Annotated in this window: 19 protein-coding genes; 6 read left to right on the top strand and 13 right to left on the bottom strand. The window is 70.5% G+C overall.

Annotation, left to right across the window (positions count from 1 at the left end; all coding sequences use genetic code 11):
* Positions 1-2 precede the first annotated feature (2 nt).
* The 5 genes from ABN611_RS11750 to ABN611_RS11770 form a co-directional block, all read right to left on the bottom strand.
* Positions 3-959: an ABC transporter substrate-binding protein gene (locus tag ABN611_RS11750; RefSeq protein ID WP_350279865.1), complete on the bottom strand. Its 957-nt coding sequence runs from the start codon at positions 957-959 to the stop codon at positions 3-5.
* Entirely contained in the window at positions 956-2,908 is a 1,953-nt protein-coding gene (locus tag ABN611_RS11755) for an ABC transporter permease subunit (protein ID WP_350279866.1), read from the bottom strand. The genes ABN611_RS11750 and ABN611_RS11755 overlap by 4 nt, the downstream gene beginning before the upstream one ends.
* On the bottom strand, positions 2,908-3,963 hold the full coding sequence (locus ABN611_RS11760) for a glycine betaine/L-proline ABC transporter ATP-binding protein (RefSeq protein WP_350279867.1): 1,056 nt from the start codon (positions 3,961-3,963) through the stop codon (positions 2,908-2,910). Before ABN611_RS11760 ends, ABN611_RS11755 begins: the two co-directional genes overlap by 1 nt.
* Before the next feature lie 122 nt (positions 3,964-4,085).
* Positions 4,086-4,544: a group II truncated hemoglobin gene (locus ABN611_RS11765; protein WP_350279868.1), complete on the bottom strand. Its 459-nt coding sequence runs from the start codon at positions 4,542-4,544 to the stop codon at positions 4,086-4,088.
* A gap of 20 nt (positions 4,545-4,564) precedes the next feature.
* Positions 4,565-5,455, bottom strand: a complete 891-nt coding sequence (locus ABN611_RS11770) for an aminoglycoside phosphotransferase family protein (RefSeq protein WP_350279869.1) — start codon at positions 5,453-5,455, stop codon at positions 4,565-4,567.
* Between the two features lie 83 nt (positions 5,456-5,538).
* On the opposite strand from ABN611_RS11770, the gene ABN611_RS11775 reads away from it, so the two are divergent.
* The 4 genes from ABN611_RS11775 to ABN611_RS11790 all read left to right on the top strand — a co-directional run bounded on the left by ABN611_RS11775 (position 5,539) and on the right by ABN611_RS11790 (position 8,046).
* On the top strand, positions 5,539-5,772 hold the full coding sequence (locus ABN611_RS11775) for a hypothetical protein (RefSeq protein WP_350279870.1): 234 nt from the start codon (positions 5,539-5,541) through the stop codon (positions 5,770-5,772).
* A 4-nt stretch (positions 5,773-5,776) separates the two neighbouring features.
* On the top strand, positions 5,777-6,073 hold the full coding sequence (locus ABN611_RS11780; RefSeq protein ID WP_350279871.1) for a hypothetical protein: 297 nt from the start codon (positions 5,777-5,779) through the stop codon (positions 6,071-6,073).
* A 180-nt stretch (positions 6,074-6,253) separates the two neighbouring features.
* Positions 6,254-6,961: a hypothetical protein gene (locus ABN611_RS11785; RefSeq protein ID WP_350279872.1), complete on the top strand. Its 708-nt coding sequence runs from the start codon at positions 6,254-6,256 to the stop codon at positions 6,959-6,961.
* 32 nt (positions 6,962-6,993) lie between these two features.
* Positions 6,994-8,046: a hypothetical protein gene (locus tag ABN611_RS11790; RefSeq protein ID WP_350279873.1), complete on the top strand. Its 1,053-nt coding sequence runs from the start codon at positions 6,994-6,996 to the stop codon at positions 8,044-8,046.
* Here ABN611_RS11790 and ABN611_RS11795 read toward each other — a convergent pair.
* From ABN611_RS11795 to ABN611_RS11810, 4 genes are all read right to left on the bottom strand, one after another.
* On the bottom strand, positions 8,043-8,864 hold the full coding sequence (locus tag ABN611_RS11795; RefSeq protein WP_350279874.1) for a siderophore-interacting protein: 822 nt from the start codon (positions 8,862-8,864) through the stop codon (positions 8,043-8,045). The genes ABN611_RS11790 and ABN611_RS11795 overlap by 4 nt on opposite strands.
* A gap of 67 nt (positions 8,865-8,931) precedes the next feature.
* The gene (locus tag ABN611_RS11800; RefSeq protein ID WP_350279875.1) at positions 8,932-9,972 is read right to left on the bottom strand and encodes a hypothetical protein; all 1,041 of its coding nucleotides are present in this window, start codon (positions 9,970-9,972) and stop codon (positions 8,932-8,934) included.
* Positions 9,972-11,015, bottom strand: coding sequence for a hypothetical protein (locus ABN611_RS11805; protein ID WP_350279876.1), 1,044 nt, complete (start codon positions 11,013-11,015; stop codon positions 9,972-9,974). Before ABN611_RS11805 ends, ABN611_RS11800 begins: the two co-directional genes overlap by 1 nt.
* Positions 11,016-11,017: 2 nt before the next feature.
* Positions 11,018-12,073, bottom strand: a complete 1,056-nt coding sequence (locus ABN611_RS11810) for a hypothetical protein (RefSeq protein WP_350279877.1) — start codon at positions 12,071-12,073, stop codon at positions 11,018-11,020.
* 180 nt (positions 12,074-12,253) lie between these two features.
* On the opposite strand from ABN611_RS11810, the gene ABN611_RS11815 reads away from it, so the two are divergent.
* Positions 12,254-14,854, top strand: coding sequence for an ATP-binding protein (locus ABN611_RS11815; protein ID WP_350279878.1), 2,601 nt, complete (start codon positions 12,254-12,256; stop codon positions 14,852-14,854).
* On the opposite strand, the gene ABN611_RS11820 is transcribed toward ABN611_RS11815, so the two are convergent.
* The 3 genes from ABN611_RS11820 to ABN611_RS11830 form a co-directional block, all read right to left on the bottom strand.
* On the bottom strand, positions 14,851-15,981 hold the full coding sequence (locus ABN611_RS11820; protein WP_350279879.1) for an endonuclease: 1,131 nt from the start codon (positions 15,979-15,981) through the stop codon (positions 14,851-14,853). The genes ABN611_RS11815 and ABN611_RS11820 overlap by 4 nt on opposite strands.
* Before the next feature lie 325 nt (positions 15,982-16,306).
* On the bottom strand, positions 16,307-17,428 hold the full coding sequence (locus tag ABN611_RS11825) for an aminotransferase class I/II-fold pyridoxal phosphate-dependent enzyme (RefSeq protein WP_350279880.1): 1,122 nt from the start codon (positions 17,426-17,428) through the stop codon (positions 16,307-16,309).
* Complete coding sequence (locus ABN611_RS11830; RefSeq protein WP_350279881.1) at positions 17,412-18,215, bottom strand: PrsW family intramembrane metalloprotease; 804 nt, start codon at positions 18,213-18,215, stop codon at positions 17,412-17,414. Before ABN611_RS11830 ends, ABN611_RS11825 begins: the two co-directional genes overlap by 17 nt.
* A gap of 146 nt (positions 18,216-18,361) precedes the next feature.
* On the opposite strand from ABN611_RS11830, the gene ABN611_RS11835 reads away from it, so the two are divergent.
* Complete coding sequence (locus ABN611_RS11835) at positions 18,362-22,000, top strand: S8 family serine peptidase (RefSeq protein WP_350279882.1); 3,639 nt, start codon at positions 18,362-18,364, stop codon at positions 21,998-22,000.
* Positions 22,001-22,004: 4 nt separating this feature from the next.
* Here the strand turns inward: ABN611_RS11835 and ABN611_RS11840 are convergent, their stop codons facing one another.
* Positions 22,005-22,982, bottom strand: a complete 978-nt coding sequence (locus ABN611_RS11840) for a helix-turn-helix domain-containing protein (RefSeq protein ID WP_350279883.1) — start codon at positions 22,980-22,982, stop codon at positions 22,005-22,007.
* Positions 22,983-23,211: the final 229 nt, after the last annotated feature.

Genomic DNA, 23,211 nt, shown 5'->3' on the forward strand with positions numbered 1-23,211 from the left:
CGTCACTTCCCGAGCCAGGCGTCGACCTTCGACTGGTTGTCCTTGACCCACTTCTCGGCGGCCTGGTCCGGAGTGAGTTTGTCGACGGCGATCATCCGGGCGACGGCGTTCTGGTCCTCGTTGGTCCACTGGAAGTTCTTGACCAGGTCGTACGCCGGGCTGCCGGAGTCGGCGAACTTCTTCGAGACGACCTTGTCCAGGTCGTACGGCGGGTAGTCGCAGGCCACCTTCGCCGGGTCCGCGTCGCAGCCGGCCTTGTACGCGGGCAGGTTGACCTTCACCAGCTTCAGCTCGTTGAAGAACCACTGCGGCTCGTAGAAGTACGCGAGCAGCGGCCGCTTGTTCTTCTCGGCGTCCCGGAACGCCTGGATCAGCGCGGTCTCGCTGCCGCTCTGCACGACCTTGTAGTTCAGGTTCAGGTTCTTCACCAGCGCCTCGTCGTTCGTCACGTACGACGGGTCGCCGTCGAGCAGCTGGCCCTTGCCGCCGGACTCCGACGTCTTGAACAGCGCGGCGTACTTGTTCAGGTTCTTCCAGTCGGTGATGTCCGGGTACTTCGCCGCCATCCACGGCGGCACGTACCAGCCGATCACGCCCTTGACGCCGGTGGAGCCGGCCGCGACCGCGACCTTCTGCTGCTCGATGTACTTCTTCTTCAGGTCCTCGTGGCCCCAGTTCTCCAGGACCGCGTCCACCTCGCCGGTGCCGAAGCCCTGCCAGGAGATCTCCTCCTTGAGGTCCTTCTTCACGACCTCGCAGCCGAGGTCCTTGGTCGCGACGTACGCGACCACGGCCGCGTTCGCCTCGTACCCGACCCACGGGTTGACGGCCAGGTTGAACGTGCCGCACTCCTTGCCGCCGTCGCCGGCCGGCTGCTGCGCGCCGACCTTCTCGCCGCCGCACCCGGCCAGCGCGAGGGCCACGGCCGTCAGGACGCCGGCGTACCGGAGCTTCTTCACCGCTTGTCTCCTCTACCTCGGAAATTCTGGGTACGGCGGGCCGCCGCCTGGGTCACGCGATCGAGCAGCACGCCCAGCAGGACGATAGCCAGTCCGGCGGCCAGGCCCTTGCCGTACAACTCGCTCTGCGCGAAGCCGGCCGCGACGTCGTACCCGAGGGCACCCGCGCCGACCAGCCCGCCGACGACGACCATCGACAACACGTAGATCAGCCCCTGGTTCACCGCGAGCGTGATCGCCCGCCGCGCCACCGGCAGCTGCACCTTGCTGATCACCTGCCAGCTGCTCGAGCCGACCGAGTTCGCCGCCTCGACCGTCGCGACCGGCACCGCCTTGATGCCATCGGCAACGATCTTGGTGGTCACCGGTACGGCGAACACCACCGCCGCGGCGATCGCGGTGAACCGGCTGGTGCCGAACAACGCCAGGAACGGCACCAGGTACACGAACGGCGGCATCGTCTGGCCCGCGTCCAGCACCGGCCGGATCCAGGTGTCGACCCGGTGGTTGCGCCCGGCCCACACGCCGAGCGTGAGCCCGACGGCCACCACGACCACCGTCGCGAGCAGCGTCGACGCCAGCGTGACCATGCTGTCGTGCCACACCCCGGTCGCGACCAGCAGCACCAGGCAGACCGCGGCCGGTACCGCGCCGCGCCATCCTCCGAGTACGGCGGCCAGCGCGACGACGACGGCGCTGACGAGCCACCACGGCGACCCGGTCAGCAAGGCCTCCAGCGGGTTCAGCAGCCCTACCGTCACCACGTCACGGACGCCGTACGTGAAACCACCGAACACGTCCTGCACCCACAGCGTCACGTCGGCGGTGACCTTCGCGATGCCCGAGCCGACGTTCACGTCCGACGGGAACTCGGCCGCCCACACGTAGGTGCGGGAGAACCAGACGGCGACCAGGACGCCGACGGCGCCGAGGCCGAGCAGCACCTTCCGGCGGACGCTCGCGACCCGCCACGGCCGGTCGCCGGCCGCAGTCGTCACCCGGTCGAGGACGATCGCGAGCACCACAATCGCGAGCCCGGCGTTGAACGCGACGCCGACGTCGAGCGTCTGCAGCGCCTTCAGCACCGTCTGGCCGAGACCGGGCGCGTCGATCAGCGCGGCGACCGTCACCATCGACAGCGCGGCCATGATCGTCTGGTTGATGCCGACGACAACGGTCGACCGCGACATCGGCAGCAGTACCTTGACCAGCGTCTGGCCCCGGGTCGAGCCGAGCGACCGCGACGCCTCGACGCTCTCCGGCGGCACCGAGCGGATCGCGTGCGCGGTCAGCCGGACCGCGGGCGGGGCCGCGTAGATCAGCGTGGCGATCGTCGCCGCGGCCGGACCGATCGCGAAGAACAGCGTCAGCGGCGCCAGGTAGACGAACGTAGGCAGCGTCTGCATCAGGTCGAGCACGAGCGTGGCGACCTTGAAGGCGCGGTCGGACAGCCCTGCCCAGATCCCGAGCGGGATCGCGACCAGCAGCGACAGCAGCACGGCGCCGATGGTCAGCGCGAGCGTGTCCATGCTCTCCTGCCACAACCCTTGCAGCCCGACGAAACCGAGTCCGAGCGCGGTCAGGACGGCGACCTTCCAGTTGCCGAAGGCCCACGCGCAGTACGCCGCGATCGCGACCACACCGAGCCATCCGATGACCGGGACCGGCCGGTCGTACGACGGCTGCGCGATCAGGTTCTGCAGCAGTACGACAACGTGGTCGACGCCGATCCGGATCGCGTCGAAGAAGACGTTGCCCTGGCCGACGTCGTCGCGGTGCTCGGTCAGCCAGCGGTGCAGCGCGGTCGTCTCCTGGCCGCCGAGCACCAGCGTGTCGATACCGCGGAGCACGAAGTACGCCGCCACCCAGACGACGAGCAGCACGCCGACGACGACGCCCCGGCGAGGTCGTCGTACCTCGACCTCCACGTCGCTCGTGATGGCGGCCATCAGGCGTCCGCGACCACGGCGAGGATCTCCTCGTCGCCGATCACTCCGAGCAGCGTGCCGCCGTCCACCACCTTGACCGGGCGGTCGGACTCGAGCACGAGCCGGGTCGCCTCCCGGACCAAGACGTCCGGCCCGAGTTCCGGCCCGTCGAGCGCCTCGTCCGGGCGCGGGTCGCGGGCGATCCAGCGCAGCGTGAGCACGTCGGCCCGCGGTACGTCGCGGACGAACTCGCGCACGTAGTCGTCGGCCGGGGCGCCGACCAGTTCGTCGCCGGTGCCGAGCTGGACCGCGGCGCCGTCGCGCATCAGCAGGATCCGGTCGCCGAGCTTGAGCGCCTCGGACAGGTCGTGGGTGATGAACACCATCGTCTTGCCGACCTCGCGGTGCAGCCGCACCACCTCGGTCTGCATCTCGCGCCGGATCAGCGGGTCGAGCGCGGAGAACGGCTCGTCGAACAGCAGTACGTCGGGGTCGTTCGCGAGCGCGCGGGCCAGGCCGACCCGCTGCTGCATGCCGCCGGACAGCTGCTCCGGGTACAGGTGCTCATTGCCGGCCAGGCCGACCAGGTCGATGACCTCCTGGGCGCGGCGGCGCCGGTCGGGCTTGCTCTCGCCGCGGACCTCGAGGCCGTACGAGACGTTGTCGATCACCTTGCGGTGCGGGAGCAGGCCGAAGTGCTGGAAGACCATCGAGAACTTGCTCCGCCGCAGCGCGCGCAAGCGCTTCTCGTCGGCCGCGCGCAGGTCCTCGCCCTCGAACACCAGCCGCCCGGCCGTCGGCTCGATCAGCCGCGTCAGGCAGCGGACCAGCGTCGACTTGCCCGAGCCGGACAGGCCCATGACGACGAACACCTCACCGGGCGCCACGTCGAAGCTCAGGTCGCGGACGGCCGCCGTACAGCCGGTCCGCGCGTACAGCTCCGGGCGGTCGAGGGCGGCGAGGTCGGGCCGGTGCGGGACCCGCTGGGCCTTCGGGCCGAACACTTTCCACAGCCCCTGCACGGACAGCAGCGCGCCGGAATCCTGGATGTCGGGGTACTCGAGCTGAGCGGTCACAGGTAAACCCTCGCATCCCCGCCGGCGGACACAACGTGAACCGGGACTCTACCCAACCGCGAGGCCCCCGACTCCTGCGAGGGCTCGTACGGCGCCAGGGCTCCGGCATCAGGGGTACGGCGTCAGGGCTGGTACGGCGGCGCCTCGCCCCAGCCCCAGTGCGGCACCGGGGCTTTCGGCGGCGGGGTGGCGCCCGGCTGCGAGTTGGCGAGCGCGATCCGGGTGCCCCACTCGACGTACGCGACGAACGCGGAGCGGAACTCCGGGTCGTCCGGCAGCCCGGCGGGATCCGCGCTGGCCGCGATCAGCGCCGCCCAGCGCGCCCGCTGCTCCTCGGTCAGCCCGAGGTTCAGGTGGTGCGAGAGCATCGCCGGGTAACCGCCGAGCTCGTCGGTGTACCGGCTGTGCCCCCGGAACACCTCACCCAGCCAGATCGCGACGTGCTCACGGTGGTTCTCACTCATGTGCGCGAAGACCGGCGCGAGCAGCGGGTCCTCGAGCACCCGGTCGTAGAACACCTCGGTCAGCCGACGCAGCGCCTCGTGCCCGCCGGCCCAGTCGTACAGCGTGGGAATAGTCACGTAATCATGTAATCATGTAATCATCTGAACAGAGCATCAGCCACCGCGGCGAGTTCGTCCTCGATCCGGGTGTCGCCGTCCTCGGTGAACCAGAGGATGTTCTGCAGGATCCGCCCCGCCGTCCAGCCGAGCGCGCGGTCCCGGTCGATGCCGGTGATGTCGAGCATCAGGTCGAACCGGTCGCGGATCGCCCACGCGAGGTCCCCGGTCGCCACCAGGTCGTCCCACCGGTTCCACATCGCCGGCATCAGCTCGAACGCCGGGTCGCCGGCCAGCGGCTTCGGATCGATCGCCAGCCACGGCTGCCGCTTCGCCGCGAGCACGTTGTAGTAGTGCAGGTCCCAGTGCAACAGCCGGTCGCCGGCTTCCGGCAGCAGCTCGGTCACCTGCGCCACGAGGCGCCAGGTCAGCGCCTGTTCGGCCGGATCGGCGAGCAGGGGGATCAGCCGGGGCGCGTCGTCGACCATGCCGGCCGCGACGTCCGCGAGCCGACGGACCCCGGGCGGCGCCGGGACAGCGCTCAGCCGGGCCAACAGTTGCGCGAGGATGCGCGTCGCCTCCACGTGATCGGGCAGGTCGTCGAGGCTGCGAGATTCGAGTCGTTCGAGCAGCAGCGTCGAGGTTTCCGGGTCGTCCTCGAGGACCTCGACGACGTCGTCGCGGTGCCAGGTGCGGAGTGCGAGCGCCTCGCTCTCGGACTCCTCGTTGCGGCTCTGCAGCTTGAGCATCGCCGCCGTCCCGTCGCGCCGTACGACGGGCAGGATCAGCGAGGCCTCGCCGCTCAGCGGGGCACCGTCGACGGTCAGTTCCCACTCGCCGACGTACCGCTCGACGTCACCCGGCAACGCCGCCAGCCAGTCCGCGCCGGACTCGCGGTGATTCCGGATCAACTTCGCGGGGATCTCGATCACCCTCGGCAGCGTAGGCGGTTGCCCCGGGCTGCGCCTCGGATTTCCTAGGATGGAGCCGAGTCCACCGGAGGAGAGGGGCGGCCGTGCCCGAGGAGCTGGACGTCGAACAGCGTTGGCCCGAACTGTTCGCCGCACTCGACGACGCGCAACGACGCGCCGTCCTGCAGTCGCTCGCCAACGCCTGGCACGAGGGCTGGGAGCCGAACCGCGAGGACGTCGAGAACCTCACCGCCCGGGCCCGCGGCCTGATCGACCAGGACGAGTACCTCCGCCGCGCGCACGCCGCCGCCCGACGGCGCGCCGCGGACGAGGGCTGAGGCGATGGCGCAGGATCCGTACGCCTACCCACCACCGCACCAGGACACGCTGCAGAACAAGTTCGGCGAGCGCGACAAGGACACGCTGAAGGGCCTCGAGTACGCCGCCACGGCGGAACGTCAGCGCCAGCTGGAATCCGGTGAGGCGGACGTTCCACGGACGTACGACGCCGCGCACGTGCAGGCGATCCACGCGCACCTGTTCCAGGACGTCTACGAGTGGGCGGGGCAGCGCCGGACGGTCGAGCTGAGCAAGAGCGGCCGGGCGGGCCGTCCAGGACGATGGTCTCGGCGGAGTTGAAGGAGGCGCGGCGGGTCGCCGGGCTCGACACGAAGGCGGGACCGGCCCGGACCGCACAGTCGAAGGACACCGAAGGCGGGCGGCGCCGAGGTGCGTCGCGGACGCGTCCCGGGCAGTCTTCCGAGCGGGGTTGAGCCCTCGGCAGTAGGTGGTTGCGCCGGGATGTGCTTGGGTTCTGCCGTGGAGAGCAGGCATCGGCGGGTGCAGCGGTTGGTGGGTGCGGCGTACCTGGGGATTCCGGTGCTGCTGCTGGTTGCTGTCGCGGGGATTGCGACGACCGGTCCGGCGGCCGCTTGGATCGGGTGTGTCGTGCCGGTGGCGTTGCTGGCGGTCGGTGTCGTGTTGTGGCGGCGGCACCGGTATCTGCCGCGGTGGTGGGCAGGTGTTGCCGGGTTGTTCGGCGGGCTGGCCGGATTGACCGTGACGCTGTTCCCGTTGGCCGTCGGGGTGTGGTGGCCGGCGATCCTCGCGCTGCCCGCGCTGATCGTCGGCACGGTCGCGGGGCTCGCGCTCGCGCGTGCCGCGGACCGGGCGCTGCTCGTCCCGTTCGTCCCGGAGCTGGCCGGTACGCCGTACGAACTCGTCTTTCGGCTCCGCGGGGTGCCGCTCGCGGCGGTGCTCGTCGGCGCGGACACGATCACGATCCAGTCGCACCCGGTGCCGCGCTCCGAGCAGCAGGTCCGCACCTACCCGCTGAGCAAGATCACCGGGACCTACGAGTTCTCGCTCTCGGGCGTGGAGCGGCTGCGGTTCCCGATCGCCGTCTCGCACGCGGTCGCCAGCGAGGGCCCGGCCGTGATCCTGCAGGCCGACGGCGAGGACTGGGTGCTCCCCACGAACCAGGCCGGCGTGCTGATCGACGTCCTCACCGAACGCCGCGAGGTCTAGGCACCAGAGGCTCTGGCTGCCACCCTGCTCACATGTGGGGGCACAGAGTGATTGCGGCGCTGTTGGCGTCGATCGTGATGGGGGCGGGGATCACGGCTGCCGAGGCAGCGGTCGATCCCAAACTGACGGTGACCAGCGTGACGGCGGACCGTACGACGATCGCGGTGTCCGGGCTGAACACGGTCCCGGTGCGCCTGACGGTCGCGGCGAAGTACGACACGACCGAACCGGGTGACAACGACCTGGTGCTGCTGGTCTACCTCAAACGAATCAGCGGAACCGGCCCGATGCAGCAACTGCTGTCGACAGACCTGCCACGTACGTCCGGCACCGTGCAGAACGGCGTCTGGTCAGGCCCGATCCACATCCCGTCCACGGCGAACGGGACCTACAAGGTGTGGGGCGTCTCCTACGGCCCGTACTCGACCTGGCAGTTCGGCGGGATGCTGCCCGATCCGACACCGGTCGACGGCCCGACGCTCACGATCACCGGCACCCACCAACCGCGGATCACCGCCAAGGTGACACCGCCGGTGGTGCCGTTCGGATCCGGCTTCAGGATCACCTGGGCGATCACCGACAAGACGACCGGCAAGCCCTACGGCACCCGCGTCCGCGCCATGCTCGGCCTGGACAACCAGTGCGCCGAGGAAGCCGGCGGCATCAACGTACTGACGACTACCGCCGGCCTGATCGTGCACGACTACCCGGCGTCCTGGGCCGACCCGCTGAACTGCCTGCGGATCAAGAGCAACCCGCTCGACATCGCCGGCCTGGGTCTCGCCGTGATCCGCCCCGGCGTCGTCTCGGCGGCACCGTCCCGAGCGAGCGCGACGGTCGGCACGATCGTCCCGGTGAACGGCAACGTCCTCGGCCCGGCCGGGTTCTGCCCGGTCGTCCTGCAACGGCTGTACGGCGCGTCGCAATGGCGCGGCGTCAGTACGGCGACGACGCGGCAGAGCGGACGCTTCACGGTTAGCGCGCAACCGGCGTACCGCGGGCTGATCCCGTACCGCGTCTACTTCCCGAAGTGCGGCCGGTACCTCGCCGGGCTCAGCCGGGTGTTCTACATCCGCGGACTCTAGGAGGCCTGCTGGCGGGCGGTCTCGGCCTTCTCCGCCTGCCAGCCGTCCTCGTTCTTGCCGAGCCGCCAGTAGCCGGACAGTGAGACCCGGTCGCGGGACAGGCCGCGGTCGGTGAACAGGTCCTTGCGGATCCGGAACACGAACCCGGCCTCGCCGTGCACGAACACGTGCGGCGTACCGGCCGGGAAGTCGAGCGCCTCGACGGCCGCGACCAGACCGTCGCCGCGCTCGCCCGCCGCGCCCGCGCGGTGGAACCACCGCACGTCGACGTCGCCCGCGCCGCCGAACTTCTGCTCCTCGGTCTCGTCGGCGACCTCGATCAGCACGGTCGCCCGCGCACCCGGCGCCAGCCGCTCGACCGCCGCGCCGATCGCCGGCAGCGCGCTCTCGTCACCGACGAGCAGGTGCCAGTCGGCCGCCTCGTCCGGCGCGTACGCACCGCCGGGGCCGTTGAACCAGAGCACGTCACCCGGCTGTGCCGTCGCCGCCCACGGGCCCGCCACGCCCTCGTCGCCGTGGTGGACGAAGTCGATGGTCAGCTCCCGCGCCGCCTCGTCCCAGTTGCGGACGGTGTAGGTCCGCATCGTCGGCCACTGCTCGGCCGGGTACGTCTCCCGCACCGCGCCCAGGTCCAGGGGCTCCGGGTACTCGACCCCGTCCTTGCAGAACAGCAGCTTCACGTAGTGGTCGGTGAACCCGTTGTCGGCGAACTCGTCGGAGGTGAACACGACGCGGACCATGTGCGGGGTGATCCGCTCGGTCCGGCGGACGACGGCGCGCTTGCAGACGCGATTGCGGCGGGGTGCGGGGCTGGTCACGCGACCACGGTCCTCTCAGGCGGGTAAGTTAGGCATACCTAATCTAACTCACCCGCCCAGAGGCACGTCAGGTTCCGCGGATGTACAAGACCTTGCTGACGCCCGCGACGTAGTTCCGGCAGGCCGGGAAGTAGACGCGGTACGGGATCAGCCCGCGGTACGCCGGCTGCGCGTTGAGCGTGAACCGCCCGGACGTCCGGACCGTGGCGGAGCTGACGGTCCGCCACTGCGAGGCGCCGTACAGTCGCTGCAGCTGGATCGGGCAGCCGTACGGCGGTCCCTGGACCGAGCCGGTGACCGGGACGATCGTGCCGACCGGTGCACTGGTCTTGGCCGGTGCCGCGGCCACGATCGCCGGCCGCGCCGGGACGAACGAGAGCCACCCGATCGCGTCCGGGCTGCCCGGCAGCAGCAGGCACGTGATGGGCATGTGCGACGAGCCCGGGTACGCCTTCGTCACGACGCCGTTGGTGTCGGTCAGGTTGGTGTAGCGCGGTCCGAAGTACTCGACGCAACTGCTGTCGGTGCCCAGGAAGACGCGGAGCCGGCTGCCGTACGGCTTGCCGGTCTGCGCGTCACTGACCGCCCACTTGATCGTGTACGACTGGTTGAACGGCACCACCTTCGGCGTCACCACGGCGGTGACCTTCGCCTGGTGCGTCCCGGTCACGCTGATCGACGGACCGGCGTACGGCGTCGGATCGGTCATGCTGCCGCTGCCCGGGTAGAACGGCCCGGTCATCACGCCGGTCACCTTGAAGGTGCCGTTCGCCGTCGACGGGACCTGGATCGGTCCGCTCCAGGTGCCGTTCGCCAGCCGAGGCAGGTTCGTGGAGAACAGGTACCGCAGCTGACCCGTGCCGCCGGTGCGCTCGAGGATCACGTTGACCGGCGTCTTCGCGTCCTCGGGGCTGCCCGAGTCGTACTTTCCCTTGACGGTGACCGTGATCGGCACCGTGTTCAGTCCGCTGACGGCGACGCTGGTCTTGTTCACAGTCACGGAATCGATGGTCAGCGCCGGATCCGGCGCGGCCTGGGCCGCCGTCGAGACGGCGGCCAGGACCAGCGGAGCCGCGAGCAGCGCGGCCACAACCCCCCGGAGTTTCATCAGAACCCCCGGATGTAGAAGACCTTGCTCAGGCCCGCCTGGTAGTTGTAGCACCGCGGGAAGTAGACGCGGTACGGGATCAGGCCCTTGTACGCCGGCTGCGCGGACAGCGTGAAGCGGCCGCTGGAACGGATGCCGGCGGTGCCGACCGTCCGCCACTGCGAGGCGCCGTACAGCCGCTGGAGGTGGACCTTGCAGGCCGACGGCGCGCCCATCACCGAGCCGTTCACCGGCACGATCGTGCCGACCGGCGCGCTGGCCTTCGACGGTGCCGCGGACACGATGCCCGGACGCATCACGACCAGGCCGAGGCCGCCGACCGAGGCCGGGTTGCCGGGCAGGAGCAGGCAGTTGACCCAGTCGGCGTCCGTTTTCGAGTAGGCCTTGGTGACGATGCCGTTGGTGTCGGTGAGATGCGTGTAGCCCGGGCCGAAGTACTCGGCGCAGATGTTGTCGGTGCCGAGCACCACCCGGACCCGGCTGCCGTACGGCTTCGCGGTCTGCGCGTCGGTGACCGCCCACTTGATCGTGAACCCGGAGCCGAACGGCACCGTCTTCGGTGACACCGACGCGGTGATCTTCGGCTGGTGCGTCCCGGTGACCGCCAGCGACGGACCGGCGTACGGCGTCGGGTCGGTCATGCTGCCGCTGCCCGGGAAGAACGGGCCGGTGATCACGCCGGTGACCTTGAACGTGCCGTTGGCCGTCGACGGCACGTGCAGCGGTCCACTCCAGGTCCCGTTCGCCAGCCGGGGCAGGTTCGTGGAGAACAGCGTCCGCTGCTGACCGGTGCCGCCGGTCCGTTCCAGGATCACGTTCACCGGCGTCTTGGAATCGGTGGGTGTTCCGGTGTCGTAGGTGCCCTTGACGGTCACGGTCACCGGCACGGTGTTCAGCCCGCTGACGGCGACGGCGGTCTTGTTCAGCGTGACGGAGTCGATCTTCAGATCGGGGTCCGGGGAGGCGTGGGCCGCTACCGCACCCGTCGCGAGACCCAGCCCCAGAATCGGTACCGCGAGCAGCGCGGTCAGCACTCGTCTCATGTTCACGTCCCTCGGATGTAGAAGGTCTTGCTGACGCCGGCGACGACGTTGTAGCAGGTAGGGAAGTAGGCGCGGTACGGAATCAGGCCGCGGTACGACGGTTGCGCGTTGACGGTGAAGCGCCCGGACGAGCGCAGCTTCGCGGAGCTGACGGTCCGCCACTGCGAGGCGCCGTACAGCCGCTGAAGGTGCACCGGGCAACTACTGGTGACGCGGTAGACCGAGCCGTTGACCGGGACGACCGTGCCGACCGGCGCGCTGGTCCTCGACGGCACCGCGGACACGATCGCCGGGCGGGCCACGAACAGCCACTGACCGGTGATGTAGTACGGGTCGGTGTAGAGGTGCGCGCAGTTCATCGCCTCGCCGTCGGCGGCCGTGTAGGACTTCGTGATCAGGCCGTTCGTGCCGGTGCGGTACATCGGGCTGCCGCCCTCGGCGCACGGCGTGTCGACGCCGAGGCCGATCGGGATCCGGGTGCCGTACGGCTTCCCGGTGGCGGTGTTCGTGACCGCCCAGGTGATCGAGTACGGCTTGCCCCACGGCACCACCCGCGGGTTCACCGTGGCGGTGATCTTCGGCAGGTTCGTGCCCTTCACCGTGATCGTCTGGCCGGAGTACGGCGTCGGGTCGACGGGAGTGCCGCCGGTCGGGGCGCCGTACGGGCCGGTCATCACGCCGGTCACCTTGAAGGTCCCGTTCGCGGTCGACGCGACGTTCAGCCGGCCGGTCCAGGTGCCGTTCGCGGGTGTCCCGGCGGTCCGCTTCAGGTCCGCGGAGACGATGCTCGACCGCGGACCGGTACCCCCGGTGCGCTCGAGCACGACGTTCAGGACCACGTCGCTGTCGCCGGGCTCCCCGGAGCTGTAGCCGCCCTTGACGGTGACGTTGATCGGATAGGTGTTGAGGCCCGACACCGCGACCGACGTGCGGTCGAGGGAGACCTGGGAGATGGTCAGGTACGGATCCGGCGCGGCCTGGGCGGCCGGCACACCGCCGAGCACCGCCCCCGTGAGGGGTACGGCGAGTAGCGCCGCGAGTACTCGTCTGATTCGCATAGCACTGAGGGTGACAGCGGTCCAGGCCGCTTCCAACCATTTCGGCGCAGAACTGCGCGATCGGGCGGTGTCTGTAGACCAGTTGCGCGCCCCCCGGATTCAACTTCCGGGGGTCGAGTGTTAACCGGTAGGTAACTCACCGCCCGTGTCGGCGACGGCTACGGTCCGCAGGCTTGGCGCATGGCGCAGGTCTTCGGGAACGATCGGCACCCGGCGTACCTGATCACCCGCAGGGATCAGCTCGGAGCGCCGCTCTCGCTGGGCCGCGACCTGCCGGAGAGCAGGGCGATCCTTTTCCAGGGCGCGCCCGGCATGGGCAAGACCACCGAGCTGAACCGGGTGGAGGACCTCGCCGAACTTCACGGCTGGACCACGATCCGGGTGAAGGCGTCCCAGAACATCCCGGTCGAGCATCACCTGACCACCGCGTTCCGGAGGAAGCTCGACGAGCTGCGGGACAAGTTCGGCCAGCGCCAGGTGCGCCGGCTGAGCAAGACGGTCCGGGACCTCACCGAGACCGGCCGGCAGACCCGGGTCGGGTGGGAGGGCCGGGCGCTCGGTGGCCCGCTGCCGGTCGAGCTGATCTACAAGCAGGAGAAGGACACCACCGCGCACGACAAGCTCGGCACCACGCTGACCGACTTCGCCGACGAGCTCGGCCGGATCGCCAAGCACGAGAACAAGCCGATCCTGCTGCTGATCGACGAGATCGACGCGGCGTCGGAGGCCGACCAGGCGGGCGTGAACGACCTGGCGATCCACATCAAGGAGATGGACAGCCCGGTGTGGCTGGTCATCGCCAGCGGCAAGAAGTCGACGAGTTCGCTGATGCACGCGTCCCGCCGGATGTCCGGGATCGCGACCACGATCACCAACCAGTTCAGCATCCGCGAGCTCGAGCCGGTCCCCGACGCGGAGCTGTGGGCGGCCGTGACCGAGCCGCTCGACGCGGAGCGCATCCCGTACGAACACGCCGGCATCGACGTCCTGGTCCGCGCCGCCAACGGCCACCCCGGTCAGTTGCGGGACTTCGCGCAGGCCGCCCTCGCGCTGCGGGACCCGGAACGCGGGATCACCGCGGAGACGGCGCGCGCGGCGACCGCGCGGGTCTGGGCCGAGGCGGAGCACACGTACCTGAGCAAGTGGACGGCGCGGGAGACGACGCACACCCAGAAGGACCTGCTCGCCCGGGTCGCGGCGCAGGGAACGAACGGCCTGCACATGCCGACCCTGACCGGTTCGGAGGCGTCGGCCGAATGGCAGCAGGTCGACAAGGCACGTCAGGACCTGGTCGCCCGCGGACTGCTCCGGGAGCACGACGGCCAGCTGGTGACGATCCCCGACCAGGGATTCCGGGACTGGGTCAACCAGCACCTGGGCCAGACCCCGGCGGCGGCGCGCGGACCCGAGGTCGGCCGGACCGCGGCCACCCCGGCGCCGGTCCACCTGGCCGGTGACCGGGCGCCGGTGAACAGGGTGTTCGGCTCGGCAAACCAGGTGGTGGAGCCGATCGACCGCACCGACAAGCATGGCCGGCCGATCTCCCTCGACCAGCGGCTCCCGAAGGGTACGGCGGTGTTGTTCGTCGGCCCGCCCGGCATCGGAACCAGCCAGGAGCTGAACCGGACGAAGGCGCTGGCCGACCGGCAGGGCTGGCTCACGATCCGGTTCAGCGCCTCCAAGCGCGAGTCCGTGGAGGCCCGGGTCATCCGCGCCGTCCAGAACGAGATGGACACCTTCAAGCAGCAGTTCCCGGCGGCGCAGGTCAAGCAGCTGCGGGAGATCCTGAACCGGATGGCGAGCCGGACCAGGAACACGATGAACACCGCGCAGGTCGGGTTCGGGATCGCGCCGCTGCCGAGGGTGCGGGTCGGCGGTGGCTGGGAGGGCGTGACCAAGGACTCGGTCGGCCGCACGCTGAGCGAGCTCGGCGAACAGCTCGGCAACATGGCCGGGCCGCGCCGGCTGCCGATCCTGCTGATGGTCGACAACCTCGACGCCGCGACGCACCCCGACCTGGTCGCCCTGATCAACCTGTCGGCGACGCTGCGCGAGAACCGGCAGCCCGCGTTCCTGATCGGGGCCGGCGGTCAGCAGACGGAGTCCCGGCTGCGGACGGCGTCGGCCGGCCACGGCGGGACGGCGACCACCCAGGCCGACAAGCTGGACGTCCGCGAGCTGATGCCGCTGACCGACGACCAGATGCGACGGGCGCTCGTCCGGCCGCTCGAGCGGGCCGGTTTCCGGTGTGAGCCCGCCGCCGTGGACACGCTGACGGCGGAAGCCCGAGGCCATCCGGGCCGGCTGCGGACGCTCGCCGGCGCGGCGCTGGAACTCGTCCGGCCCGGCGACGACACCATCACCGCCGACATCGCCGTGGCCGCGTCCGCCCGGCTGAACACCCGGTCGCAGGCGCTGTACGCCGCCGCCTGGACCAACTGCACGCCCCACGAGATGACGCTGCTCGCGCGGACCGCGGCGCACGGGTCCCGCGGGATCCCGATCCCGTCCCGGACCGAGAACCCGGATCGCTGGAACCTCGACGACGCCTCCACCGCGCTGGTCTCCCGCGGCCTGCTCACCCGGACCGGCGACCGGATCCACGTCACCGACCCCGGCTTCCAGGACTGGGTCCAGACCCGGCTCGGCGCCAGCGCCGCCCAGTCCGGCATCGCCCACCCCGCCCTCGCGAACACCGCCGCCCGGGCCCAACTCACCCGCGAGCGGGCCCCCGAGCTCCGCCCGGGCAGCCCGGCCCGCGACCTGCACACCGGCCGTTAGGGCCAGATCGAGTTCACCCATTCCGGGTGGTCGACGAACGGGTTCCGGTTGTGCTGGAACTGGCTGTAGATGAGCTCGTTGCGGTTCTTCTCGAAGGCGTCCGGCGGGTCGGCAGCGGACCAGGCCTTCAGGACCGAGATCTTCCCCATGTACGGCGCGGAGCCGTTGCTCACCGAGTCGTTCAGCTCGAGGTTCGCGAACCCGTCGTCGCCCTCGTACCGGACGGCCATGTAGAAGATCATCCGGGCGACGTCGCCGCGCACCGCGGCCCGCGGGGCGAACGAGTCCGAGTCCGCGGTACAGCCGGAGCACTGCGCGACCGCCGTACCGCCATTGTCGAAGTCGAGGTTGCCGCGCGCCGAGTTCACCGTGACGTCCTCGGGACGCAGGTGGTGGATGTCGGTGCCCGGGCCGGTCGCGGTCCCGAAGTCGCCGTGCGACTTGGCCCAGACGTGCTCGCGGTTCCAGTCGTCGGCGTCGCCGCCGTTCAGGCTCTTGCTGATCGAGCGGCCGGAGTAGATCTCGATGACGTTGGCGCTGTTGTTCGGGTCCTGGTCGGTGACCTTCAGCGCGTTCCACACCTGGTCGTAGCTGAGCTTGGTCTGCTCCGAGATGATCGTGTGCAGCGCGGACTTCAGCGCGGCGCCGGTCTTGCCCTCGGTGCCGGCGTAGTAGTCACCCGGGTCCGGCCCGGGGTCGGTCGACCCGCCACCGCCGGTGAACGCGGTCGCGTTCTTCAGGCCGGGGTGCGAGAAGTACGCCGTCAGTGTGCCGGTGACGGTGATCTGCTTGCCGAGCAGGCCGGGGTTGCTCTGCAGCCCGTACGACGCGCGGAACGCGGCCGGGATCTGCACATAGAGCATCGCCGACGTGCTGGTCTGCGACGCCGAGTCGGCGAGCGCCAGCGCGTAGTCGTTCGGGAAGTTGCTGCGGACAACGGTGGTGGTCGACGTCGGCTGCCCGACGACGTACCCGGTGACCGAGGCAACCGATCCGTCCTGGCGGCTGATCGCCGTACCGACGGAGATGGCGGTGGCGGCGTTCGACGGGGTGACGCCGAAGCCGAGCAGTGCGAGGACGGCGGTGACGAGCAGCGCGGCACGGGCCGGGCGGAAGAGTCGGGACACGGTGACTCCCAGGGGCGGTTGGGGACCGGACGCTGGTCAGTCTGCCCAGCTTCCCGGGCCACCTAACGAACACCAGGTGAAGAGTTGAACCGGTGGGGCGGTGAACGGGTGAGTGCCGCTCACCACCCCACCTGGGTGAATGGGCCCCCATCAAGCCGTGACCGACCGCCGCGACCTGCTCTGCCCACACACCAGCGAGGCGCTACTGGCGGGCAGCACCTCACCGTCGAGGTCGGCGCGGAGCGGGCGCCGTTTACGGACCGTACTCACTTCGGCACGCGTTGTCCATGGCTTCCCGGCAGCCGTCTCACACTCCGACCCGCGGTCAGCGCTTGTCCAGCCAGGCGGCCCAGGCCGCGAGCGCCTCCTCCGGTCCGCTCCGCCCGACCCCGACCCGGAACCGGTCCGTCGGCGTCGCGGTCAGCTCGGACGCGTACATGCTGGCGGGCAGCAGCAGTACGCCGGCCTGCTCGACCAACGCCGTACACATCGACTCGACACCGTCGGCGCCGAGGTACCGCGGATAGCAGACGCACCCGCCGTCGGGAGCGGTGAATTCGAACAGCTCCGGGTACCGGCCGAAGAACTCGGCGAACAACGGCAGGTTCCGCGCGACGATGCCGCGGTTGCGCTCGAGGATGCGGTCGCGCGCCCGCACCGCGATCAGGGCGAGGATCTCGCTCGGTCCCGCGTTGCAGATCGTCGTGTAGTGCTTGGCCCGTTCGAGCCGGTCCAGGACGGTGCGGTCGCGGCACGCGATCCAGCCGACGCGCAGGCCGGGCAGGCCGTACGCCTTGGACATCACGTTGAGCGAGATCGCCGTCGCCGACAGGTCTGTTGCCTGAGGCAATGGGTTTGCCTCCAGGCCGCGGTACACCTCGTCGGAGAACAGGATGATCCCGCGCTCGTCGCACAACCGCACGAGCCGGGCCCAGTCCTCCGGTGCGGGCAGCGCGCCGGTCGGGTTGTTGGGGAAGTTGACGGACACGAGCCGGGTGTTGGGTCGGAGGGCGGCCGCGATCGCGTCGACGTCGAGCGCCCAGCCGTCGTCCGCCCGCAGTGGCACGCCGGTCACGTCGCAGACGGACAGCGGGATCGTCTCCGCCGACTGGTAGTTGGGGGTGAGGACGACGGCGTGGTCCGTGGGCTCGAGCAAGGTGCGCATCGCCAGGTAGATGGCTTCCTCGGCGCCCGCGAAACACAGGATGTCGTCCGGCTGGGCGACCGAGTAGGTGGCTGCGATCGCCTCGCGCAGCGCTGGCAGACCGCGGGTTTCGGTGTAGCCGAGCGTCAGCGACTCCCAGCGTTCGCGGCCGTCGTCGTCGGCCAGCGCGAGCAGCTCGGACATCGGGAGGGTCTGCGCGTCGGACGCGGTCAGGTGGTAGCGCGCGCTGAACTCCCAGCGGGCGAAGTACGTCTCGAGACGGAAATCAGGCAGGGTGGGCATGCGCTCTGTCTACCGGTGCCTCGGCCCGCTGGGCGAGTTTCAGGCCGAGCAGCAGCAGGCCGATGGAGATCGCGCCGACGACGGCGTACGTGATCCGGCCGCCGATGCCGTCCCAGGCGGTGTGCAGGCCGACGGCGAGGACGTACATGCCGAGGAAGCCGGCGAAGTGCTTGCCGGTCGGCTCGATCACGAACCGCCACAGGCCCCAGCAGGTCAGACCCGTCCAGGCCGCGTGGCCGGCCGGGGAGAGCAGGCCGCGGATGAACAGTGTCTGCTCGGCCGCGCCGACGTTCCCGCCGGACTGCAGCAGCGCGACGAACGCGTACCCCATCGTCTCCAGGACCGCGAACCCGGTGCCGACCGCGACGCCGATCACGATCCCGCGGCCGACCGACGTCCGGTACCGGCGTCCGAAGAACACCACCAGGACCGCCGGTACGACGAGCTTCGCCGCCTCCTCGATCAGCCCCACCCCGACCATCGGCAGCGTCCCGAGCCGGCGCATCGCGTCGTACTCGAGCAGTCCCGCGACCACCACGCCGACCACGCCGCCGAACAGCAGGCAGCCGCCGAGCGTCGGCCCGTCGATCAGCCACCGCCCGGACCGCCCGGCCGCGAACGTCACGAACGTCAGCGGTACGACGAGCGCGCCGAGCAGGATCATCGTCGGGAACAGGTTCGGGTTCCCGGTGTCGGTGAGCACCGCCAGCACCGCGAGGTACAGCGCGCCGCCGACCAGGAACGTGCCGATCCAGCCCCACCTGCGCGCCAGTTGTTGTGCACCCATGGCGTGAATGGTGCCGGTTCGTGGCGTGGTTGCGCCATGTCGCATCCACGGCGGTCGTGGACAGGGCGGATTCCCGTGACGTGATTGCAAACTCTGTCGGAAGAAGAGGTGCGCCTGCCCCAAGCCTCTCGAAGGAGAATCCGCCTATGTCTTCCCCCCGACGTGCCGCCGCGCTCACCACCGCGGCGGTACTTGCCCTCGGCGCGGCGACGGTGATCCCGTCCGCCGCGGCACCGCCACCGTCGCCGAACGGCGCCGCCCACATCTCGGCGATCACACTGATCACCGGTGACGTGGTCGAGGTGGCCGACGCCGGCGGCGGCAAGAAGGCCGCCACGGTCAAGCCCGCCCCCGGCCGCGAGCGCGTCTCGTTCCACACCGTCGAGGTCGACGGCGGCCTCCGGGTGCTGCCGAGCGACGCCGTACCGTTCGTCTCGGCCGGTGTCCTGGACGCCGACCTGTTCGACGTCGACGAGCTGATCGCCGACGGGTACGACGACGTCGCCAGCCTCCCGCTGATCGTCAAGGACACCCCGGGTGCCCGGTCCGCGCAGAGCCTCGCCGGTACGACGACCACCCGCCAGCTCCCGTCGATCGGCGGCCGGGCTGTCGCCGCGGCGAAGGACCAGCTCCCGGCGCTGTGGAACGCGCTGAAGCCGGCCGCCGGCGCCCGCACCCTGAACAGCGGCGTCACCAGGATCTGGCTGGACGGCAAGGTCAAGCCGGTGCTCGACAAGAGCGTGCCGCAGATCGGCGCCCCGGACGCCTGGAAGGCCGGGTACGAGGGCTCGGGCGTGCAGGTCGCCGTGTTGGACACCGGCGTCGACGCGACGCACCCGGACCTGGACGGCAAGGTCAGGGAGAGCCAGGACTTCTCCGGCAGCCCGACCGGTACCGCGGACCACTTCGGCCACGGCACGCACGTCGCCGCGACCATCGCCGGCACCGGCGCGGGCGCCGGCGGCACCCGCAAGGGCGTCGCGCCGAAGGCCGACCTGCTGGTCGGCAAGGTGCTCGGCGACGACGGGTACGGCTACGACTCGTGGATCATCGCCGGGATGGAGTGGGCCACGAGCAAGGGCGCCAAGGTCGTCAACATGAGCCTCGGCGGCGGCGCCACCGACGGCACCGACCCGCTCAGCCAGGCGGTCAACGACCTGACCGCGCAGACCGGCACCCTGTTCGTCGTCTCCGCCGGCAACGAGGGCGCGGACGAGACGGTCGGTACGCCGGGTGCCGCGGCCTCCGCGCTGACCGTCGGCGCCGTGGACCGCGAGGACAAGCTCGCCGACTTCTCCAGCCGCGGCCCGCGGCTCGGCGACTACGGTCTCAAGCCGGAGATCACCGCGCCCGGTGTCGACATCATCGCCGCGCGCGCGACCGGCACCGCGATGGGCGCCCCGGTCGACGAGCTCTACACCGCGGCGTCGGGTACGTCGATGGCAGCGCCGCACGTCGCCGGTGCCGCCGTACTGCTCGCCCAGCAGCACCCGGACTGGAAGGCCGACCAGCTCAAGAACGCGCTGGTCAGTACGGCGAAGACGCAGCCGGGCCAGACCGTCTACCACCAGGGCGCCGGCCGCGTGGACGTCACGCGCGCCGTCTCGCAGAAGGTGACCGCGACGGGTGTCGCGGACTTCGGCCTGCAGACCACGGCCGACACCAGCAGCCGGACCGTCACCTACCGGAACGACTCCGGCGCGCCGGTCACGCTCACGCTGGCCCTGCAGGTGACGAACCTCGACACCAACCAGCCGGCGGCCGGCGGCTTCGGCCTCCCCGCGACTGTGACGGTCCCGGCCAATGGCACCGCCGACGTCCAGCTTTCGCTGGACGGCGCGAAGCTCGGCCGCGGTCAGTACAGCGGCTGGATCGTTGCCACCGGCACCGACGGTGTCGTCACCCACACCGCCGTCGGCGCACTCCGCTCCGGCCCTAAGCACAAGGTCACCGTCCGCGCGGTCGACCTGCAGGGCGAGCCGACGGGTGTCCCGGTGTTCTCGTTGTTCGGCGACAACTCGCGCTCCGACGTCCTGGCGTGGCTCCGCGACGGGGCGACGTACACCGCCGAGGTCGAGGAAGGCACATACCTGCTGCACTCGCTGGTCGAGGCCAACGACCCGCAGAACGAGCAGGCGAGCCTGGTCACCGACCCGAACATCGTGGTCGACAAGGACACCGAGATCGTCATCGACGCCCGGAAGACGGCCCCGATCACGATCGAGACGCCGAAGCCGTCCGAGCAGCAGGCGGTGCTCAGCTACTACGTGCACCGGGTGTACGGCAACGGCCGGTCCATCAGCCACGGCGTGATGCACTTCAGCACGGTGCAGCAGGTCAACGTGACCGGGACCAAGCCGGTCAAGGAAGGCAGCTTCGAGTTCTCGTCCCGCTGGCAGCTGGTCGCGCCGATGGTTCAGGCGACGGTCTCCGGAGTGCCGGGGCCGCTCGACATCAACCTGCTGCACCGCTCGCCGTCGTACGAGGGCAAGAAGCGGTTCCCGCTGGTGGCGGCCGACCCGTCGCTGCGGGGCGTGAAGGGCGCGGTCGCGGTCCTCGACTCCAGTGAGGACGGCTGGGGCAACGGCAGTGAGCAGGAGCAGATCGAGGCGGCCGCGCAGGCCGGCGCCGCGGCGGTCATCCTGGTCCGGCCGGCCGACTGGTCCGCGTGGACGGTGTGGCGCCCGACCGGCGACCGGGAGCCGATCCCGGCGATGGTCACCACGTTCAAGGACGGCCGGAAGCTGATCGACCGGGCCCGCCTCGGCGGTGCGACCATCGACCTGACGCTCACCACCTCCAGCCCGTACCTGTACGACGTACAGCAGGTCTCGACCGGGTTCATCCCGGCCAAGATCACCTACAAGGTGACCGCCGCGAACAGCGCCCGGATCAACACGCGGTACGCCGACAACGGCGGCTTCACCTGGGCCAAGGAGCAGCGGTTCGGGTGGCGTCCGTGGCAGGAGTACTCGTGGAACGACTCGCAGCGCTTCGTCGAGACGCCGAAGGTCCGCGAGGAGTGGGTGACGTCCGGTGACTCGCTCTGGCAGCACCGGGTGCACCACCTGTACACGTGGGACACCATGAACCCGCTCGGCGGCGGTATGACGTCGGTGCCGCGCAGCTACCGGTCCGGTCCGTCGGTCGAGACCTGGTTCGGTCCCGTGGTCCGTCCGGCCGCGGCGCCCGGTATCGCGTCCACCCGGACCGGTGACCGGCTCTCGCTCCGCATCCCGAACTTCGTGGACGAGAACGGGCACTACACCCGCGGCGAGACCACCTCCGCGTCGGCGACGCTCTCCCGCAACGGCCAGGTCGTGGCGGAACTGCCGAACGCGTGGGCGGACGTGATCACCTCCAGCGCGGATGCGGTGTACAAGCTCGACCTGTCCACCGCCCGCATCGACGACGAGGGTGAGTGGAACTGGGGCACCCGGACGGAGACCTCCTGGGAGTTCCGGTCCGGCAAGCAGCCGGAGGACAAGGCCGTGCCGCTCGCGCTGCAGCAGGTCGACTACAAGGTGCCTGTCGACCTGACCGGCCGGGTGAACGCCCGGACGCACGTGATCGGCCTCGAGTCGCCGCGGGCCCGGTCGCTGCAGGCCTGGGCGTCGTACGACGAGGGCGCCACGTGGCAGCGGCTCGCGGTGGTAGGTGCCGCCGGCCACTACCTGGCCGTGGTCCCGAACGCCCGCGGCACCGTGTCCCTCAAGGTGCAGGCCACCGGAACGAACGGCTCCAAGATCACCCAGACGGTGATCCGCGCCTACGGGGTCCGCTGATCAGTTAGAGCCAGTCGCGCTTCGCCGCTTGGAACGCCAGACCGGTCCGGGTGTCCACACCCGCCAGGGCCATCAGGCGATCCAGGCGGCGTTGCACTGTCCGGCGGCTGATGCCCAACTGGTTCGCGATCGACTTGTCCGGTACGCCGGCGACGAGCAGCGAGAGCAGGAGCCGTTCGGAGTCGTCCAGGCTCTCGATCCCGACCTCCTCGTCGGGTTGCAGCCGTACGGGCGTGGCCACCTCCCAGTAGCTCTCGAAGAGCGCCAGCAACGCGTCCAGGAGCTGCCCGCGGCTGATGATCGCGGCCGACGGCTCACCGATGCTCGCCTCGTCGTCGCGGACCAGCGGGCAGATCGCCGTCTGCCGGTCCACGATCGCGATCCGGACCGGCAGCGTCGGCACCACCCGGGCCTCCTCGCCCCAGCTGACGCCCTCGGCGATCGAGTCCAGCTCACCGGGTGTCTCGATCAGCGCGCGCTCGTAGATCGCGCGGTACCGGACGCCGCGCGAGAGGGCGCCGTACTCCTCGGTGTTCTCGGCGCCCTGCATCGCCAGCGGGTTCGCGCGGCAGAACCAGAGGATCTCCTCGCGGGCGGCGTTCTGCAGGTCGCGGAGCCGCTCGCGGAGCGTGGTGGCGCCGATGATCACCTCGACCAGGTGGTGCGCGTCGCGGCGGCTCGCGCTGGCCCGGAACTCCTCGCTGAGCGCGGCCACCGTCTTCCGCGCGGCCTCGAGCGACTCCTGGCGGCGCAGCAGCGTCGTCCCGAAGGCCACGTCCGGCGGCAACGGCCGGAACACCGGCTCGTCGGCCGGCTGCGCCGACACCAGCCCCTTCGCCTGGAGCCGCTGCAGCACCTCGTCGGCCTCGGGCTGCGTGAACTTGGCGACCTCGGCCAGGTCGGCGGCCCGCGCCGCCGACAACCCGACGAGCAGCCGGTAGGCCTGCTCCTCCCGCTCGTCCAGCAACACGCCGTCGTGCATCCCACCCACCTCCGCCCTCCACCTAAGCAGGCATTCCAACGTGGAAGCGAGCATTTTCCAGCTGACACCGATCAGCCACGACACGTTTGTGTCATCACGAGCCTCTCAGGTCCTCGTCCCTAAGCGGTCAGACGCCAGCGGAACCCGCCGCCCCAGATCGGGCTGGTGGGGTGGGTTTGCGAACAGCTGAGCGCCCACCGCCCTGGAAAAGAGAACCATGATGAGTGTG

The sequence above is a fragment of the Kribbella sp. HUAS MG21 genome (genome assembly GCF_040254265.1).
In the GTDB taxonomy this organism is placed as follows: Bacteria; Actinomycetota; Actinomycetes; order Propionibacteriales; family Kribbellaceae; genus Kribbella.